The sequence below is a fragment of the Lysinibacillus sp. 38-6 genome (assembly GCF_046245175.1).
Taxonomy (GTDB): domain Bacteria; phylum Bacillota; class Bacilli; order Bacillales_A; family Planococcaceae; genus Lysinibacillus.
In genome coordinates, this window is record NZ_CP176417.1 from 3,166,412 (window position 1) to 3,185,274 (window position 18,863).

The 18,863-nt window shown below is 38.2% G+C and carries 21 protein-coding genes; 5 read left to right on the forward strand and 16 right to left on the reverse strand.

The window, feature by feature from the left end; all coding sequences use genetic code 11:
• Positions 1 to 471: a CtsR family transcriptional regulator gene (locus ACKVEV_RS16275; protein WP_340821721.1), complete on the reverse strand. Its 471-nt coding sequence runs from the start codon at positions 469 to 471 to the stop codon at positions 1 to 3.
• 309 nt (positions 472 to 780) lie between these two features.
• The gene (locus tag ACKVEV_RS16280; protein ID WP_409367338.1) at positions 781 to 1,086 is read right to left on the reverse strand and encodes a DUF4870 domain-containing protein; all 306 of its coding nucleotides are present in this window, start codon (positions 1,084 to 1,086) and stop codon (positions 781 to 783) included.
• Positions 1,087 to 1,210: 124 nt separating this feature from the next.
• Here ACKVEV_RS16280 and ACKVEV_RS16285 point away from each other — a divergent pair, with 124 nt between their 5' ends.
• Positions 1,211 to 1,888, forward strand: a complete 678-nt coding sequence (locus tag ACKVEV_RS16285; RefSeq protein ID WP_409367339.1) for a class I SAM-dependent methyltransferase — start codon at positions 1,211 to 1,213, stop codon at positions 1,886 to 1,888.
• 93 nt (positions 1,889 to 1,981) lie between these two features.
• A complete protein-coding gene (gene corA / locus ACKVEV_RS16290; protein WP_409367340.1) occupies positions 1,982 to 2,944 on the forward strand; it encodes a magnesium/cobalt transporter CorA in 963 nt (320 codons plus the stop codon).
• 132 nt (positions 2,945 to 3,076) lie between these two features.
• On the opposite strand, the gene ACKVEV_RS16295 is transcribed toward corA, so the two are convergent.
• Entirely contained in the window at positions 3,077 to 3,286 is a 210-nt protein-coding gene (locus ACKVEV_RS16295) for a hypothetical protein (RefSeq protein ID WP_409367341.1), read from the reverse strand.
• Between the two features lie 326 nt (positions 3,287 to 3,612).
• Between ACKVEV_RS16295 and ACKVEV_RS16300 the strand changes: the two genes are divergently transcribed.
• Entirely contained in the window at positions 3,613 to 4,917 is a 1,305-nt protein-coding gene (locus tag ACKVEV_RS16300; RefSeq protein WP_409367342.1) for a protoglobin domain-containing protein, read from the forward strand.
• Positions 4,918 to 4,966: 49 nt separating this feature from the next.
• On the opposite strand, the gene ACKVEV_RS16305 is transcribed toward ACKVEV_RS16300, so the two are convergent.
• From ACKVEV_RS16305 to adh, 6 genes are all read right to left on the reverse strand, one after another.
• Positions 4,967 to 5,446 (reverse strand): acyl-CoA thioesterase, encoded by a 480-nt coding sequence (locus ACKVEV_RS16305; RefSeq protein ID WP_409367343.1) that lies wholly within the window; start codon positions 5,444 to 5,446, stop codon positions 4,967 to 4,969.
• Positions 5,447 to 5,515: 69 nt separating this feature from the next.
• The gene (locus ACKVEV_RS16310) at positions 5,516 to 6,943 is read right to left on the reverse strand and encodes an aldehyde dehydrogenase family protein (protein ID WP_409367344.1); all 1,428 of its coding nucleotides are present in this window, start codon (positions 6,941 to 6,943) and stop codon (positions 5,516 to 5,518) included.
• A 42-nt stretch (positions 6,944 to 6,985) separates the two neighbouring features.
• Positions 6,986 to 7,237 (reverse strand): hypothetical protein, encoded by a 252-nt coding sequence (locus ACKVEV_RS16315; RefSeq protein ID WP_409367345.1) that lies wholly within the window; start codon positions 7,235 to 7,237, stop codon positions 6,986 to 6,988.
• A gap of 120 nt (positions 7,238 to 7,357) precedes the next feature.
• Positions 7,358 to 7,702 (reverse strand): DUF3969 family protein, encoded by a 345-nt coding sequence (locus ACKVEV_RS16320; protein WP_409367346.1) that lies wholly within the window; start codon positions 7,700 to 7,702, stop codon positions 7,358 to 7,360.
• A 603-nt stretch (positions 7,703 to 8,305) separates the two neighbouring features.
• Entirely contained in the window at positions 8,306 to 8,668 is a 363-nt protein-coding gene (locus ACKVEV_RS16325; RefSeq protein WP_409367347.1) for a DUF779 domain-containing protein, read from the reverse strand.
• Positions 8,669 to 8,689: 21 nt separating this feature from the next.
• Positions 8,690 to 10,210, reverse strand: coding sequence for an aldehyde dehydrogenase (adh, locus tag ACKVEV_RS16330; protein WP_409367348.1), 1,521 nt, complete (start codon positions 10,208 to 10,210; stop codon positions 8,690 to 8,692).
• A gap of 242 nt (positions 10,211 to 10,452) precedes the next feature.
• On the opposite strand from adh, the gene rluF reads away from it, so the two are divergent.
• Complete coding sequence (gene rluF, locus ACKVEV_RS16335; protein ID WP_409367349.1) at positions 10,453 to 11,154, forward strand: 23S rRNA pseudouridine(2604) synthase RluF; 702 nt, start codon at positions 10,453 to 10,455, stop codon at positions 11,152 to 11,154.
• A gap of 77 nt (positions 11,155 to 11,231) precedes the next feature.
• Here the strand turns inward: rluF and ACKVEV_RS16340 are convergent, their stop codons facing one another.
• The 7 genes from ACKVEV_RS16340 to ACKVEV_RS16370 form a co-directional block, all read right to left on the reverse strand.
• Entirely contained in the window at positions 11,232 to 11,729 is a 498-nt protein-coding gene (locus tag ACKVEV_RS16340) for a cupin domain-containing protein (protein ID WP_409367350.1), read from the reverse strand.
• Between the two features lie 124 nt (positions 11,730 to 11,853).
• The gene (locus ACKVEV_RS16345) at positions 11,854 to 12,561 is read right to left on the reverse strand and encodes an ABC transporter ATP-binding protein (RefSeq protein WP_409367351.1); all 708 of its coding nucleotides are present in this window, start codon (positions 12,559 to 12,561) and stop codon (positions 11,854 to 11,856) included.
• The gene (locus tag ACKVEV_RS16350) at positions 12,561 to 13,340 is read right to left on the reverse strand and encodes an ABC transporter ATP-binding protein (protein WP_409367352.1); all 780 of its coding nucleotides are present in this window, start codon (positions 13,338 to 13,340) and stop codon (positions 12,561 to 12,563) included. The genes ACKVEV_RS16345 and ACKVEV_RS16350 overlap by 1 nt, the downstream gene beginning before the upstream one ends.
• Positions 13,340 to 14,275 (reverse strand): branched-chain amino acid ABC transporter permease, encoded by a 936-nt coding sequence (locus ACKVEV_RS16355; RefSeq protein ID WP_409370575.1) that lies wholly within the window; start codon positions 14,273 to 14,275, stop codon positions 13,340 to 13,342. Before ACKVEV_RS16355 ends, ACKVEV_RS16350 begins: the two co-directional genes overlap by 1 nt.
• A 13-nt stretch (positions 14,276 to 14,288) precedes the next feature.
• Complete coding sequence (locus tag ACKVEV_RS16360) at positions 14,289 to 15,164, reverse strand: branched-chain amino acid ABC transporter permease (RefSeq protein ID WP_402927357.1); 876 nt, start codon at positions 15,162 to 15,164, stop codon at positions 14,289 to 14,291.
• 206 nt (positions 15,165 to 15,370) lie between these two features.
• Complete coding sequence (locus ACKVEV_RS16365; protein WP_409367353.1) at positions 15,371 to 16,594, reverse strand: ABC transporter substrate-binding protein; 1,224 nt, start codon at positions 16,592 to 16,594, stop codon at positions 15,371 to 15,373.
• Between the two features lie 302 nt (positions 16,595 to 16,896).
• Positions 16,897 to 17,328, reverse strand: a complete 432-nt coding sequence (locus ACKVEV_RS16370; RefSeq protein ID WP_409367354.1) for a hypothetical protein — start codon at positions 17,326 to 17,328, stop codon at positions 16,897 to 16,899.
• Between the two features lie 78 nt (positions 17,329 to 17,406).
• Between ACKVEV_RS16370 and ACKVEV_RS16375 the strand changes: the two genes are divergently transcribed.
• The gene (locus ACKVEV_RS16375) at positions 17,407 to 18,834 is read left to right on the forward strand and encodes a cryptochrome/photolyase family protein (protein WP_409367355.1); all 1,428 of its coding nucleotides are present in this window, start codon (positions 17,407 to 17,409) and stop codon (positions 18,832 to 18,834) included.
• Positions 18,835 to 18,863 lie beyond the last annotated feature (29 nt).

The window sequence follows — 18,863 nt, forward strand, 5'->3', positions numbered from 1 at the left end:
TTATTTTTGCTTTTCATATTTAATGGTTGTTAACATCGCTCGCAAAATTTTCGCGCGAATGCTATCCCGCAAAGGTAATTGTAAATCTAAGGTCGAACGGTCAACCGCTGCTAACATTAATTTCGCTTCTCGCTTTGAAATAACCTGCTCATCAATTAAACGATAGACAACACCCTCTGCAACCGTTTGTGAGGCTCCACCTTCAATTTGCAGGAGCACATCATCGATCAAATCAATTTGTGAGTTTGCACGGACACGTAAAATTCGAATGTACCCACCACCACCTCGTTTACTTTCAACAAGGTAACCTCGCTCGGCTGTAAATCTTGTGTTAATTACATAATTTATTTGTGAGGGCACACATTGAAATTTATCGGCGATTTCGCTACGTTTAATTTCAATATGCCCTTCTCCACCTAATTCAAGTACTTGCTTTAAGTAGCCTTCTATGATGTCTGAAATATTACGCACTTTAGGAATACACCTCGCTTACCTCACTGACTTTGACTATCTTTGACTATCTTTGAGTATATTATACAAAACGCTTGAAAATAATTGCAATTATTTCGCACACCGATTTGTGTAAAGCAAAATCTTTAGCCATTTTACCCACTGAAAATCGTTGGTATCGCCTGTGCGTAGATTGAAGAAAAAAGGGAATTAGTTATTAGCATATGGCAGCCAATTAAGCTAAATGTGGTTCATGCCTATAATGTACCCTTTTTGCCTATAGAAAAAACGCAAGCATATGCTGTTAGCATAGACTTGCGTCATTAAAAATTATACCCAGCGACCAACAATTGGGTAGCGCCATGGTATGTCTGAAAAAGCCTTCACGATTCCGATAATTGGTACGATGTATACCATAGCGATGAATATTAGTAAGAATGGTAAACCGATTAATAATAAAGAGAAAATACCAGCAATTACAATCAATATGCCCATCACGATTTGGAACAATAAAGCTTGCACCGAAATGCTTTTTACTTCTTCATCTGAACTAATGAGGAAAAATAAAATCGGCACTAAAAATGGCGCAAAAAACGCGCTGGCATGTATGATTACCTTAGACCATTTTGTATCCATATATTATGAACCTTCCTTTGCAGTGTGTCTTTATTAGTTATACTCCTATTTACGGAACTATACGCTAAATAGTTTCAAATGTTTCTGCTTTTTAAAAATTTATTTGAAAGGTACGTGATACAGTATGGAATTTAATAGCACGCTTGCTAATGAATATGAGAAGGGCATTCGGCGCACTTTGCCAAGTTATGATGCCCTGCTTCGTCTAACGAAAACTTTTTATCAAGCTGCATTACATGAGAATGCTAGTTTGTTAGTTGTTGGCTCAGGCAGCGGTAATGAAATATTACAGTTAGCTGAACAACGTCCTCATTGGTCGTTTGTCGGTATCGATCCATCTGAAGCTATGTTGGAAATTGCGGAAAATCGCCTTCAACCATTAACTAATGATATATCTTTACTACAAGGAACCATACTAACTGCATCGATACCTACAAAAAAGTTTGATGCAGCTAGCTGTATACTCGTTCTTCATTTTATCGAATCCTATGAGGAGAAACTTGCTACATTGCAAGGCATTGCAAGCCATTTAAAAACAGGAGCACCATTTGTTCTTGTCTCTAAATACGGACAACTAAACTCTGTTGAAACCGAGCTTCAATTTGACCTATGGCGCGCCTATTGGCGACAACATACAAAAATTTCAGCTGCTGATTTAGCCAACATGGAGCAGTCCATCCGCTCGCTATCATTTATGGGTGAAGAGGATATTGTTGCACTTTTACAACAGGCAGGCTTTACACAACCATCGAGGTTTTTTGCTACGACACTTTTTGCTGGTTGGGTATGCTATAAAGCATAAGGTAAGACATTCGTAATGATCTTTCCGTTAAAATGTCTCCTGAGACGCCGTGCTAACTTAAACATGCGATAAAACAGATTTGAGGTGAATGCCGTGATTCGCACGATGGCCATGACGAAAGATCAACAATTAATCAAGGACTTCCCACTTGAAGACATTAAGCACAATCAATATGAATGGTATTGGGTAGATTTTAGTTGCCCCACAACAAAAGAAGAGCTACTGCTCGATACATTTTTTCACTTCCATCCACTGGCGATTGAAGATTGCTTAATGCGTTTACAACGACCAAAACTCGATTTTTACGATGATTATCATTTCTTCGTTATTCATAAATTCAATGAGGAAACGTTAATAGCAGAGGAATTAAACATTTTTCTTGCTGATGATTTTATTGTGACGTTTCATAAAAATGAAACACCTGAAATTGATAAAGTAAAAAAGCTTTTAGAAGAGCACCCAAAATATTGGGAACGTGGGACCGTATTCCTAACCTATCAAACGATAGACCAAATCGTGGATAGTTATTTCCCACTTGTCTATAAAATTGAGGATCATTTGAATGCATTGGAAGATGAACTAACTTACCAAAATAACGTAAATGCCATGCAAAAAGTTTTTGAATTTCGTAGCGATTTGCTCCATTTACGGCGTACGATTTTACCGATGCGCGATCTCCTATATCGGATACTTAGCTCATACCGCTTTGCACTAAAAAAATCAGAAAGAGCTTATTTTGGTGATATACACGACCATTTAGCCAAGCTCACTGAAATAGTCGAATCTAATCGTGAGCTGACAGCTGATATGCGTGATAGCTATATGGCCATGACCTCTAGCCGTATGAATGGCATCATGATGATGTTAACGATTGTTTCTACAATATTTATTCCTTTAACATTTATTGCTGGTGTGTACGGCATGAATTTTGATAATATGCCCGAGCTCCATGGCCGCTACAGCTATTTTATCGTGCTCGGTATTATGCTATTGCTTGTATTATTTATGCTAGCACTATTTAAATCAAGAGGCTGGTTCAAATTATTTAAACCGTAATATAACTGCTTATTTAAACGAAAGAAAATCCGCGCAAACGTTCCGAGGGCAAATGAGGCACGAGAGTCTAATATTGTGACTCGTGCTTTGCGCAAGGAAGGCGAAACGCGGATTTTTAACTAGTTGATGTTCTTAATAGGGACCTCGATCATCCACTTTATTGTCACCTTGTTGCGGGAATAAAAAGTATGCGAGTACACCTGATACAAGTGTTGCACAAATTGTGATTAATAATTGGTTTAGGTCAGGTACATCTGCGTAATAATTAGTTAACATATAAACAGAACCAATTGCCACAATCACCATTACAGGAATGACAAACTTAAAGCGCTTCTTTTCCATGCAATACCTCCTCAATACTATTTTTCTCTCACCTACATATTTTTGTAAAACTAAACAGTTCGTATTTTACAGGTTTCCTAAATGAAATTCAAATCGCTCTATTTCTTTAAAAGAAAATGCTAGGACACACACTATAGACGACCATTTGCGTTTCAAATAAAAAAATATAGAAATATCTGAAATTTTTAACCAAATATCCCGCGAAAAATAGTAGAATAGACTAGATACCATATATTCACCAAATTTACAAACCTAACAAAATATTCACAAAGCGGTCTTCAATTACAATCATTATTATGGATTTATAAAGAATGGAGCAGACAACAATGAGTTGGTTTACGAAGAAGAATGGTTATTCAATTACATTAACACCCGAACAATTTACACAACACGTACAATTAGATGTTTCTAATTATCCAAAGCTTGAAAAACAATTACAGTTATTAGACTTAACAACTGAAGATTTAGCTATCATTAAACAATTGCAACCTTTAGTTAAAAATGTTATTCCTGAAATGGTCGATCAATTTTATGCAGCTATTAGCTTAAGTCAAAATTTATTAGACATTATTAACAGAACATCACAAATTGATCGTTTAAAAGTGACTTTACATAAGCATTTAAGTGATATTTTTGAGAGTCATATTAATGACGCATACATTAAAGAAAGAAAAGCCATTGCAGAGACCCATGTTCGAATCGGCCTGCAATCCAAATGGTATATCGCTTCATTCCAATCATTAACGTCGACTTTTACACGCTTTGCGAATGATTTAGATATTTCCAAACACGATGCGATACGTGCCATCAATGCCTTCTGCAAAATCATTAACTTTGAACAGCAGCTTGTTATTGAGGCTTATGAAAAAGAAGAAGATCGCATTCGCCACCTTGCTGATCAAACAAAACATGCACTTGTGACAACCATTCAAAGTACAGCAGAAGAGTTAAATGCCATAAGCGAGGAAACTGCCGCTTCTCTATTAGTCATCTCTTCTCAAACGGATGATATTGCAGTAGCAACTAAACAAGGTTTGAACTTTGTTGCAGATACACAGGACAAATCGAAACGTGGGCAACAGCAATTACAAGAGCAAAATGAATTAATACACGTTATTTTGCAAAGCGTTAATGGCCTTGAAGTGACGATGAACGAGCTACGTACGTCATCACAAAAAATTTCTGAAATTGTCGGGCTTGTCACAGGCATCGCTGACCAAACGAATTTATTAGCACTGAATGCTTCAATTGAAGCTGCTCGTGCTGGGGAACATGGTAAAGGCTTTGCTGTCGTAGCAGAGGAAGTTCGCAAGCTTGCAGAAGAAACGAAAAATGCTGTTCAAAACGTTTCACACTTAATCAAAGAAACAGAAAGTAATATTACAACAATGGCAAGTTCAGTTATCAATGTGGACCAAAAAATCCAGCATAGCGTTGAAACACAAACAAACTTATCGAAATCATTCAATGATATTGCAGATGCTGTTTCAGGCATTCAACAGCAATATGTCAATACCGCTAGAGATATATCAGCCATTTCAACATTAATTACCGAGTTATCAGAAGGAGCGACACTCGTTTCCTCATCATCTGACTCATTAATTAATGTAGTCAATGAATTAAATATTTAAGGCAAAGAAAAAGGAAATTGACCCCATCGTGTCAATTTCCTTTTGGTATTTAATGTGCCAAAGCACGTTTTTGCTTACGAAACTCTCGTCGAGCCGGACCTGTTTCAAACAACCGTTTTTCTGCATCCGTTTCTGGGAAAATAGCCGGAACAGCCTTAGGTTTCCCGTCATCATCCACTGCAACCATCGTTACAAACGATTCTGTTGTTAATTTTTCTTCCCCTGTTTCAATGTTACGAGATATTACACGGACATACACTTCCATAGATGAATGCCCAGTGGAAGACACAATACTTTCTATCTCAAGAATATCACCTACATGGGCAGCAGATAAAAAATCAACTGAATCGATAGAAGCTGTCACAACATGCCCTTTTGCATGCTTCATCGCTGTAATGGCAGCAATTTCATCGATATAAGCTAACACTCTTCCGCCAAAAATGGAATTGTGATTATTAGTATCCGGTGGTAATACGAGACGCGTCTGAACCGTACGCGATTGGCTCATTGGTACAGCATTGGTTGTCATAGTTCTTGTAACTCCCCTTCATGTCATGTTCTTTCGTCATCGTATCGTAGAAAAAGCATTGTTGCAAATTTAGAAAGATTTTTTCATCGTAATAAACTTCATATCCGTCATTTCCTCGATTGCCCATTTAATACCTTCTCGACCATAGCCGCTCATTTTCACGCCACCATAAGGCATATTATCAACACGGAAAGTTGGTATATCATTAATAATAACAGCACCTGCTTGCAATTCATCTGCCGCACGCAATGCATCTGGTAAGACATTCGTAAAAATTCCTGCATTTAAGCCAAGTTCCGACTCATTCACTAGTCGAATGGCGTCGTCTAATGTTTCATATGAAACAATTGACACGATTGGCGCGAATGTTTCCTGACAAACGACTTTCATATCGGCCGTCACATTTGTCATCACTGTTGGCGTCAACGTACGTTCTGTAAAGGTTCCGCCCGTAGCTACCACTGCACCTTGCGTTTGTGCTTCCTCAATCCATTGTCGAATACGACTTACTTCATTTGGATTAATCATCGCACTGACATCTGTATTTTTATCGAGTGGATCACCGACTACAAGTTTCTCTGTTTGTTCTACAAATGCTTTTGTAAAGGCATCTACAATGGAGGCATGTACATAAATACGTTGTAATGAAATACACACTTGGCCCGCAAAGCTAAACGCTCCGCTAACACAACGCGCTATAATTTTATCAATCGGTGTCGATGGCTCAACAATAACCGCAGCATTCGAGCCAAGTTCTAACGTCACTTTACGCAAACCTACTTTTTCTTTAATGCCTAATCCAACTTTACCACTTCCAGTAAAGGTTACTTTTTTCACCAATGGATGTGTCACGAGTGTATCACTTAACTCGCCACCACTACCTGTAACGATTTGTAATACGCCATCTGGTAGTCCAGCTTCCTTAAATATTTCCGCCATTACAATGGCACTAAGTGGTGTTTGTGTTGCCGGCTTTAACACGACTGTATTACCTACCGCAAAGGCAGGACCTAATTTATGTGCAACTAAATTAAATGGAAAATTAAATGGTGTAATTGCAGAAATAACACCTAACGGCTCACGTTTTGTCCAGCCTATACGATCACCAGCTCCTGGTGCCGCATCCATCGGCACCGTCTCACCTTTCACCTGCTTGGCTCCTTCAGCTGCAAACTGATAAGTTGCGATGGTGCGCTCGATTTCCGGTAAACCCGCTGAAATAGGCTTGCCCGCTTCTCGCGCTAAAATATCTGCCAATTCGTCTTTTCGACGTCGCATAATGTCGACTACTCTATATAAAATTTCGGCACGTTCGTAGGCAGTTGTTTTTTTAAATGAAAGAAAGGCATCGTGGGCACCTTCTATTGCTTGCTCAACATCTGCAACAGATGCCTTTGCAACCTTTGCAATAACATCACCATTGTATGGTGATGTTAATTCATAAGTTTCTTTTGCTGCTTGCCATTGCCCATTTATCCAAAGCTTCGTTTCGTTCATCTTCAAATACACCTCCGAAATAATCTGTTCCCCTTTAGTTTATCATGAAGTGCTAGAATTTGACGCTACAGCTGCTGCAGTAAGCGTGGATAGCATCACTGCTTGTTGTGCTTGAATGCGTAACTCCATAGAAGACATGATCGCCATTGACAGTGATTGTTGCCCTTTAGACAAATCATAAAGATTGATTTGCACGGCCATAAATAAAACAAATTCTCGATGCCACTTCAACAATTTCATACCCTTTAATTCATGATACAAATCAATAATTTGCTGAAGTTGACCTTTATTCATTTGAAAATTAATCTTTGTATAACACAGTATAGAAAAAGCAGCTCGTTTAGCATGATAAAACGAGCTGCTCTAGAGAAGTACCAATTGACCTCTTTCTACTACTACTTCAAATCAAATAAATCAATTTATTGATTCAATAACTTTATTTCGAAATTTATATGCTTTTCTTTGTTCTAATTGAGCAATACTTTTATGTTCAATTTCGCTTAAACTTTCAAATAATTTTTCAGACATTAGACTCACTATATCTTCTAATTCAGTGCCTAAATGAATAATTTCTAATATTTCTTTTGAAATTCCTTTAGACTGTAATAAATCCATAGTATAAGGGTTAAATAAAACTTTTTCAGTTTCTTCGATTGTTAATAAATCTTTTTTTAAAGCCTCAATTAAACCTAATACATTTATGAGTAGTAGTTTTTCTAATTCTTCGTTATTTGTAGTATTCAATAATAATTTATTCATATTTAATTATTTTACACTCCAACCTTGCTTAACTTTAACATCATAAACTAAACCTGATTTACTTTGATGCTCCGTACCATCTTGCTCCATCATATTTGCTAACCTATAGATGTTTGTTTTTTATTTCTTCTACTATATTTTTTCGCATCAAAAACTTCCCGAAGCGACGTATGTGCTGGCAATAGCTAATATAATTTTTTAATCGACAGTCCAGCCTGCAATTTTCGATACAGCCTTAACCGTTTATGTAAATTGGTTCTCAATTATAACAATATCCATCTTCATCACCCTCCTTTTCTCATTTTACGTAAATTTCTGTCGAAAAATTTCAATCACTTTGTAATAATTAACATAAAAAGTAAACATAATTTAATGTTTATGATTAGGTATTTATGCTTTAATTAATAGTATCCAAGATGAATGGGGGCTATCTTATGATTGAGCGGACAATCAGAAAAATACTATTAACCCAGACCCTACAAGAACGATTACAGCATTATTTATTATTGCGAAATTCCCCAAATAACGTAAACCTACAACTTCTTTTCCAAAAAAATTAGCATAAAAAACAGCGACAAATAAACTTTTGCCGCTGTCATTAAATTATTCAATTAAACCTAACACTTTTAGCTCTTCTGCGGAAAACGCTCTAGACCTTGTTAAAAAACGTTTACCTTCTACGCCTTCAAGAGAGAACATACCGCCTCTGCCGTCAACTACGTCTAAAATAATTTGTGTATGCTTCCAATAATCATATTGGTTTTTATGCATATAGAATGGTGTGTCCCCTACCTTACCTAAGCAGACATCTTGATCACCTAATAGTAAATCTCCGTCAGGGTAACACATCGGGGAGGAACCATCACAGCATCCACCTGATTGATGAAACATAACCGGTCCATGTTTTTCCTTCAATAATTCGATTAGTGCCAGCGCTTCTTCCGTTGCTAATACACGTTCTACCACGCGTTAGCACCTCCTTACTGATTAGAAGAAACCAAGTTTATTTTCGTTATAGCTCACTAATAAGTTTTTCGTTTGTTGGTAATGAGATAGCATCATTTTATGTGTCTCACGACCGATGCCTGACATTTTATAGCCGCCGAATGCCGCATGAGCCGGGTATGCATGGTAGCAGTTTGTCCAAACACGCCCTGCTTGAATACCACGACCGAAGCGGTAAGCTGTATTCATATCACGTGTCCAAATACCTGACCCTAATCCATACAATGTATCGTTGGCAATTTCTAATGCCTCTTCTTTTGTTTTAAATGTTGTTACGGCAACAACTGGTCCGAAAATTTCCTCTTGGAAAATGCGCATTTTGTTATGACCTTTGAAGACAGTTGGTTTAACGTAGTAGCCATTTTCAAAGCCTGCACCTACATTATTTTTCTCGCCTCCAATTAGACATTCTGCACCTTCCTGCTTACCGATATCTAAGTAAGACAGAATTTTTTCCATTTGCTCGCTTGAAGCTTGTGCACCCATCATCGTATTCGGATCAAGTGGATTTCCAACTTGAATTGATTCAACACGTTGTAACACACGCTCCATAAACTTATCGTAAATGGATTCTTGAATTAATGCGCGGGAAGGGCATGTACATACTTCACCTTGGTTAAGAGCGAATAATACAAAGCCTTCTACTGCTTTATCTAAAAAGGCATCATCTTCATCCATAATATCTTCAAAGAAAATATTCGGAGACTTTCCGCCCAATTCTAATGTAACTGGAATAAGATTTTGTGACGCATACTGCATAATTAAACGGCCCGTCGTCGTTTCACCCGTAAAGGCAATTTTGCCGATACGTGGATTAGATGCAAGTGGTTTTCCTGCTTCTAAACCGAAACCGTTCACAACATTTAGTACGCCTGGTGGCAATAAATCACCAATCAACTCTACTAGCACCATAATAGAAACTGGCGTTTGCTCTGCTGGCTTTAGTACAACACAGTTTCCAGCTGCAAGAGCAGGAGCTAGTTTCCACACAGCCATTAATATTGGGAAGTTCCAAGGAATAATTTGGCCGACTACCCCGATTGGCTCATGGAAATGATAGGCTACTGTATCATTATCAATTTGGCTTAGCGCGCCTTCTTGTGCACGTAAAGCCCCTGCAAAATAACGGAAATGATCAATTGCTAGAGGGATATCAGCATTTAATGTTTCACGAACCGCCTTACCATTGTCCCATGTTTCGGCAACGGCTAACTTTTCTAAGTTTTGTTCAATACGGTCCGCAATTTTAAGTAAAATGTTTGCACGCTCTGTAGCGGATGTTTGTCCCCACGCATCCTTTGCTGCATGTGCTGCATCAAGCGCAAGTTCAATATCCTCTGCAGAGGAACGCGCTGCTTGTGTAAAAACTTGTCCAGTAACAGGAGTAACATTATCAAAGTATTGACCTTTCACTGGAGGTGTCCATTCTCCACCAATGTAATTTTCATATCTCTCTTTGAATTGAACTACTGATCCTTCAGTGTTTGGAAATGCATAAACCATTTTACTTCTCCCCTTTACACAAAATAATGAGAAAATATCTAGAAAAATCGTTATTCCATATCGAAATAACGATATTTTCATAGAAACCCTCTTACCCAATATATTGTCAGAAATTAATAATTATTTCAACTTTTAAAAATAAAATTTCACAATATTTATTTTTGCTAGAAAAGCTTCTAGCATTCACTGTATTTCCGACGATAGGGTATACTTAAGCTAATATAAATGTATAGGAGAACATTATGAGAATTAACAAATATTTAAGTGAGACTGGCATCGTCTCTCGCCGCGGTGCTGATAAATGGGTCGAAGAAGGTAAAGTAACGATTAACGGTGTTCTTGCTACTGTCGGTAGCCAAGTAGAAGCTGGTGATTTAGTCTGTGTGGATGGCAAAGAGGTAAAAAAGGAGGAGCAACTCGTTTATATTGCCTTAAATAAACCAGTAGGTATTACAAGTACAACAGAGCGTCATATTAAAGGAAATGTCGTTGATTTTGTAAATCATCCTTTACGCATTTTCCATATTGGTCGACTAGATAAAGAATCAGAAGGATTATTATTACTAACAAATGATGGAGATATTGTGAATAAAATTTTACGTGCAGAAAACCATCATGAAAAAGAATATATTGTCCAAGTTGATCAGCCGATTACAGAGCAATTTATTAAAAAAATGGGTGCCGGTGTTGATATTTTAGATACAACCACATTGCCTTGTCATGTTGAAAAAATTTCAGACAAAGTATTTAAAATTATTTTAGAACAAGGCTTAAATCGACAAATACGTCGTATGTGTTCAGCATTAGGCTACTCTGTTAAACGATTACAACGCGTTCGTATTATGAATATTAAACTTGGTAATTTAAAGGTTGGACAATGGCGCGATTTAACAGATAAAGAGCGCACAGAATTATTTAAACTGCTTCAGTACACTGCAAAATAATGATAGTGAGGGCATGCCGCGCATAGCAAGAAGGGGTAGATTGATGTGCAGTCAATCTACCACTTTTTCTTTTAATGCTATGCAATCGTCTCGTAAGCCATTTTGCGAATAACCGCTTCATGCTGCGGATAATCTGCTAACAGCTCAGCTTGCGTAAATAACTCAAAGTCCTCAAAATCAAAACCAGGTGCTACCATACAGCCTACTAAACTAAATGTGTTGTCATCATCAACAGACGATCCGAAAATTGTCCCTTTTGGCACTGCAACTTGCGGTACTTCACCCGCTTCTAAATTTAACCCTAACTTTTTCGCCTCATATGTACCATCAGGGTAAATCATGTGCACAGTTAACGGGCTGCCCGCATGATAATACCAAAGTTCATCTGATTGTAAACGATGCAAATGTGAAATATCCTGAGAGCGTAATAAAAAATAAATACTCGTATAAATTGGTCTTGTTACTTCCCTTACAGCTATGTCCTCCGTTGAGCGAAACGAAGATATATAGTATCCTCCCTCAGGATGTTGATCTAAAGCTAATTTTTCAATAAAATATTGTGCAGAATATTGCATCTAACTTCACTCCTTTTTTCCACCTTACCAAAAAGTTAAGGCTAAACGCTACTTCTATCTATCATGGCAACGTTCTTCCACATAAAAAAGGCATCTCGAAGCTAGATCGAGACACCTTTTCCTGTTATAAGCCACCTAAATAAGCTGCTTTTACTTGTTCGCTTTCTTGCAATTCTTTCGCTGTACCCGACAAGACAATACGTCCTGTTTCCAGTACATATGCACGGTCAGCTACCGATAAGGCCATATTGGCATTTTGCTCTACAAGCAAGACTGTTGTACCTTCTTTATTAACCTTTTCGATAATATTAAAGATATTTTTTACCATAAGTGGCGCAAGCCCCATTGATGGCTCATCCATTAATAACAGCTTCGGCTTAGCCATGAGCGCACGCCCCATTGCGAGCATTTGCTGCTCACCGCCAGATAATGTGCCTGATTGCTGTTTACGGCGCTCCAACAGTCGAGGGAATAACTCAAAGACATGCTCCATATCTTTCTTAATACCCGCCTTATCGTTACGAAGATATGCCCCTAGTTCAAGGTTTTCCTCAACTGACATATTGGCAAATACACGGCGCCCTTCCGGCACATGTGAAATACCTGATTTTACGATTGTTTGGGCAGCCTTACCTGCAATCGAGAAACCTTCATATTCGATAATGCCCCCCTTAGGTTTTAGTAAGCCTGACAAGGTTTTTAATAATGTACTTTTACCAGCACCATTCGCACCGATTAATGTCACAATCTCTCCCTCATTAACTTCTAAAGAGACGCCCTTTATAGCTTGAATATTTCCATAGAATACATCTATATTTTGTACTTTTAGCATTAGCTGATAACCTCCTCACCAAGGTAAGCTTCAATTACCTTTGGATTGTTGCGAATTTCCTCTGGTGTCCCATCAGCGATTAATTGCCCATGATCTAGTACGTAAATTCGTTCGCAAATTCCCATTACTAAGCTCATATCGTGCTCAATTAGCAAAATCGTTAAACCAAACTCCTTACGAATAAATGCAATTAATTCCATTAAGTCGTGTGTTTCTTGTGGATTCATCCCTGCTGCTGGCTCATCCAATAATAATAGTTTCGGATTTACCGCTAATGCCCGCGCGATCTCCAGACGGCGTTGCATCCCGTATGGTAAGTTTTTAGCCAGTTCGTCCTTATAAATATCTAAGCCAAATATTTTTAGAAATTCCGTTGATTGCTTTTCCATTGCTTCTTCACCTTTAAAGTGACTCGGCAAACGGAAAATAGACGACCATAGCGAATGTTTAGCTAGTGAATGGTTCGCTACTTTTACATTATCTAAAACCGATAATTCTTTAAAAAGGCGAATGTTTTGGAACGTACGGCTAATGCCCTTTTGTGTTACTTGATAAGGGGGAAGGCCATTAATCTTTAAACCGGCAAATGTAATCGTTCCTTCTGTCGGTGTATACACCCCTGTTAACATGTTAAAACTTGTTGTTTTACCTGCACCATTCGGTCCAATCAAGCCTACTAATTCACCTTGATTTAGGTACATATTAACGCCCTGTACCGCCTTTAAACCACCGAATTGAATGCCCATATTCTCCACTTTGATAAGAAGGTTTCCAGTCATTATTTTGTACCTCCTTTTTTACCAAACTTAAATAAGTCTGTAATTTCTTTTGTGCCCATTAACCCTGTTGGACGGTATAGCATAACAATGATTAACACTAAGCTGTAAATAATCATTCGTGTTTCTGGGAAGTTCGCTAAGTATGTTGAAATCAACGTTAAAAATATTGCAGCGATAACAGAACCAGATAAGCTTCCTAAGCCCCCAAGAACAACGTAAATTAAAATATCAAAAGATTTTAAGAAACCGAATGTCGTCGGCTGAATAATGTAGAAGTTATGTGCAAAAATGGCCCCTGCAAGACCGGCAAAGAAAGATCCAATCGCAAATGCTACAACTTTATAGTAAGTTGTATTAATCCCCATAGCATCTGCCGCAATTTCATCTTCACGGATTGAAATACACGCACGCCCATGGCGAGAATTTGTAAAGTTAGCAATGACTAAAATCGTTAAAACAACACCAATGAATGCATATGTCCAATTCGATAAATATTTAACCTGCATCCCTGCTGCCCCACCGACATAATCCGTATTTAAAAAGACGATACGAATAATCTCCGCGAAACCAAGTGTTGCAATGGCTAAATAATCCCCTTTTAAACGTAGCGTTGGAATACCTACGATTAACCCAGCTACTGCTGCTGCAAGCGCCCCTAAGAAAATGGCTAACGGGAACGGTAGCATTAGTTTTGTTGTAATAATAGCTGAAATATAAGCACCTACTGCAAGGAAACCAGCGTGCCCTATAGAGAATTGGCCAGTAATTCCGATAACGATGTGCAAGCTGACAGCTAGCATAATGTTAATACACATTGTGATTAACATATTTTTATAATACAAATCGATTACTTCCATTGAAATAAGAGCCTGAACAACTACATAGATGACTAGCGCTAATATGGCGTAGCCCCAGAAAACTTTAGACTTCTTCATCATTACCGCTCACCTACACTTTCTCGCGGGCGTTTTTACCGAAAATACCCGATGGTCTGAAAATCAAAATTAAAATTAAAATGACAAATGCCGCTGCGTCGCGCCATAAAGAGAAGCCGAGTGCACTTACCATGGATTCCACGACACCTAGTAACATACCGCCAACCATTGCACCTGGGATAATACCAATACCCCCAAGTACTGCAGCGATAAATGCTTTAACTCCTGGAATAACCCCCATTAACGGGTCGATTTTCGTATAATACACACCGAAGATAACACCTGCAGCACCAGCTAAAGCAGAACCGATTGCAAATGTTGCTGAAATGGTATTATCTACGTTAATACCCATTAGGCGTGCCGCATCTGCATCATGTGAAACCGCACGCATTGCCTTACCGATTTTTGTTTTATGTACGATGAATTGTAATAAAATCATCAGTACGATAGCGACAGATAAAATTAAAATAGACGTACTGCTAATTTGAACACCGAAAACATCAAATGTTCGATTTTTAATCACTTCAGGATAAGCTGCTGGCTGAGCGCCTCTGAAGAAAATCGTCGTATATTCGATTAATAGTGATACACCAATTGCCGTAATTAACGCTGCAATACGCGTTGCATTACGTAAACGTTTATAGGCAATACGTTCAATTAACACACCGAAAATTGCACAAACTGCCATTGCTAATAATAATGCTGGGAAGAAACCTAGCTCCCATTTAGCAATAGCGTAAAAGCCAATAAATGCCCCAATCATGAAAACATCACCGTGGGCAAAGTTAATGAGCTTAATAATACCGTATACCATCGTATACCCTAACGCTATTAACGCGTAGATACTACCTAGTGAAACACCATTCACAAGCTGTTGTATCCATTCCATGAGCCTTCACTCCTTTGTTTTTTTTGAGGAATGCAAAAACGGGACCTATTTCTACATAGTTAAATTGAATGCAGAAAAACTCGTGTCCCTCATAAAAAGTTATTTCCGATTCCTTATGCTAGAATCTATGCTTATTTTTATTAGTCTAGTTGTCTGTTAAAAAATAAAAGAGAAGGCAGGTTGCCCGCCTCCCCCTTGCTTAAAAATTAAGGATTTACTTTAGAGTTGAACACTTGTTTACCGTCTTTAAATTCAAGAACTGTTGCTGTTTTAATTGGGTTATGGTTTTCGTCAACTGAGAAAGTACCTGTTACTAAAGAAAGATCTTTTGTTTCAGCTAAAGCATTTTTAATTGCTTCTCCATCAGTAGAGCCAGCACGTTTGATAGCATCTGCAATGTAGTAAATGGAATCGTAACCAAGTGCGTTAAAGGCATCCGGTGCTTTATCGCCATTTGCTGCTTTAAATGATTTTACAAAGTCTTGAATTTTTTGATCTGGGTCTTCTGCAGAGTAGTGGTTAGTAATGTACGTATTATTCAGTGCTTCTGCTCCAGCTAACTCAATTAAAGTTGGAGAATCCCAACCGTCTGCGCCCATTAGTGGTACTGTAATGCCCATTTCACGCGCTTGTTTTACGATTAGACCAACTTCTTCATAATATCCAGGGATAAAGATGAAGTCTGGATTCGCTGATTTAATGTTTGTTAATTGTGTACGGAAGTCTGTATCTTTCGCTACATAAGCTTCCTCTTTCACAACTTTCCCACCATTTTTAGAAATAGTTTCTTTAAATGATTTTGCTAAACCTTTTGCATAGTCAGAAGCATTGTCTCCAAAGATAGCTACGTTTTTCGCGCCAATTTCACCTGAAGCAAAGTTCGCTGCTACAATCCCTTGGAATGGGTCAATGAAACACGTACGGAAAGCATATTCATTAATGCTGCCATCATCATTTACTGTAATATTTGGCGCTGTACCAGAACCAGTTACAATTGGAATTTTGTTGTCATTCGCAATTTGAACTGTTGCAACTGTATTACCAGAAGTCGCAGGAGCTAGCATCGCTACTACTTTATCTTGCGTTGCTAGTTTAATAGCTGCCGCAGTTGCCTCTGAGTTTTCTGATTTGTTATCTACTTTAATAAGCTCGATCTTTTTACCATCAATACCGCCAGCATCGTTAATTTCCTTCACCGCTAGCTCTGCACCTAATCCGATTGAAGAACCGTATGAAGCTACGTTACCTGAAAGCTCCAAGTTTGCACCGATTTTAATTGTATCTCCATCTTTTGAACCGCCGCCTGATGATGAGCCGCCTCCTGAACTTGAATCACCGTCTCCAGCGCCGCAACCTGCAAGTACGCCTGCAAGAAGTGAAGAAGCTACTAGAAGTGAGCCGAACTTTTTAAGCTTGTTGTTCTGTTTCATAATTAATTCCCCCTGAAAATTCTCAAATGTTAGATATTTCTGATAATTATAAACAATCTAATGCTAATCCTCAATAGCAAAAATAATTATTTATAACTATCTATTTTTAAAGCTAGATTATATTCAATTAAGCCTTTTACATTGTAAAACATTCTTTATATTTAGTCTAGAGTGATTTTTCAGTATAATTAGTTATTTGTGAATAATCTATTAATTTAGTGCAAATTGAGTAGAAAGCTACTACGGAATTTTTTTCAAGTTCTCCAAACAATGATGTCCATTTTGCGAAAATTGATTTCTCTTTATTCTCTTTTTTTCAACAGCACCCCTATCATCACCCCATACACTATATGACCAACTAGCCACCAGCTCAATGCTGTAAAATCTGTTATCATCGGTGTCCGGTTCGAGAAATTGGTTGTAGGGAACAACATACATCCTATAAATAGCTGTATCAAGACACTATATCTCATTAACTTTGTGTTATTCCATTTATACTTATTGCGAATAGCGCATACTATGGCTGTTAATAACCACGAGATGATGAGATGGAATGTGAATTCTATTACTTCCGGGAAGCGAAAATTTTTGATAATCGGTATATAATCGACATTTAATAGTAATGTATACACGCGGCTGTCTGTTAACCTTTCAACCACTTTCAAAAAAGCTCCAAATAAACAGCCTGCCACAATAGACGTGATAATTACTTGGCGATTGAAGAGTGTTTTCATATGTTCCTCCCTGATTAATATTTATAAATTCATTATTGAACGAACCTATCTTATTTTCAAATTAAAGGATGATGCAAGATGTCTAAAAAAATAATTGTGCTATTCCGCAACGACTTACGCCTAACAGATCACCCTGCTCTATGGCATGCAGCCAATACGGGAGCCATTTTACCCGTCTATATTCATAATGCCCAATTACAAGCGCAAGACAAGGCTCAAAATTATTGGACTTACTATTCACTACAACATCTACAAACTACATTGCGTAGCTATAACATGCCGCTTATTTTACGACAAGGAGAGGTTATTACCGAAGTACTTCAGTTAGCATTAGATACGCAAGCTGACGCCGTATATTTTAACGAGCGTTTTAGTGAAAGTGAACGCTCTGAAGATGAACAGCTTACTACTCTTTTACAAGCACAAGATATTGAAGTCAAAACGTTTTACGGAGATTCATTATTTGACCTGACAGCCATTTTTAATCAGCAACATAAACCGTATGCGATCTTCACTTCATTTTATAAACGCTGTTTGCAAGAGCACGCCAGGAAACCACTTGGAAGTCCTGCTACTTTAAAAGCTTTTCCAATGACTGTTGCATCGCTTGCATTAGAACAATTACAGCTACTACATGGTAACTGGTATGTTAAATTTAACAACTATTGGTGTCCTGGAGAAGATGGGGCTATGGAGCAATGGACGCCTTTCCTCGAAAGTAACGTATTTGATTACAAGGATAAGCGCGATGACCTTGCCAAAGAAAAAATCTCTAAAATGTCTCCATTTCTTGCAGCAGGGAATATAAGCATCCGTTCTCTATGGGCTACTTGCCAGGAGTTATTGGATGAGGAGGACAACGCTATCTTTGCTCAACAAATCGAAAGCTTTTTAAGACAACTAATATGGCGAGAGTTTTCGATCTATCAATTGTTGCATTTTCCTACGTTTTCTACTGTCTCCTTACGCAGTAATTTTCAGCATTTTGATTGGGAGCCTCATGCTGATCGTCTTGATGCTTGGAAACGTGGCCAAACGGGGTATCCACTTGTTGATGCAGGTATGCGTGAGCTTTGGGAAACAGGCTATATGCATAATCGCGTAAGAATGGTGGCAGCGTCATTTTTAGTAAAGCATTTACTACAGCCTTGGCAGGAGGGCTATGCTTGGTTTGAGCATACATTGCTCGATTTTAATGCGGCAAATAATGCCATGGGCTGGCAATGGGTAAGCGGCACAGGTATCGACTCCGCTCCTTATTTCCGTATCTTCAATCCTTCCTTACAAGGAGAGAAGTTCGATACGGCTGGTACGTATATTAAAAAATGGGTACCAGAATTAGCACAGCTGCCGTCCAAATATATTCACGCCCCACATACAGCACCTGCCACTATTTTAGAGCAGGCCGGTATTACATTAGGTGACAACTATCCGTTGCCAATGGTGGATCATAAAACGGCGAGAGCCCGGGCATTGGAGCGATACAACGCCATAAAAAAAGCATAGAGCCGCTGTTGCTCTATGCTTCGAACTAA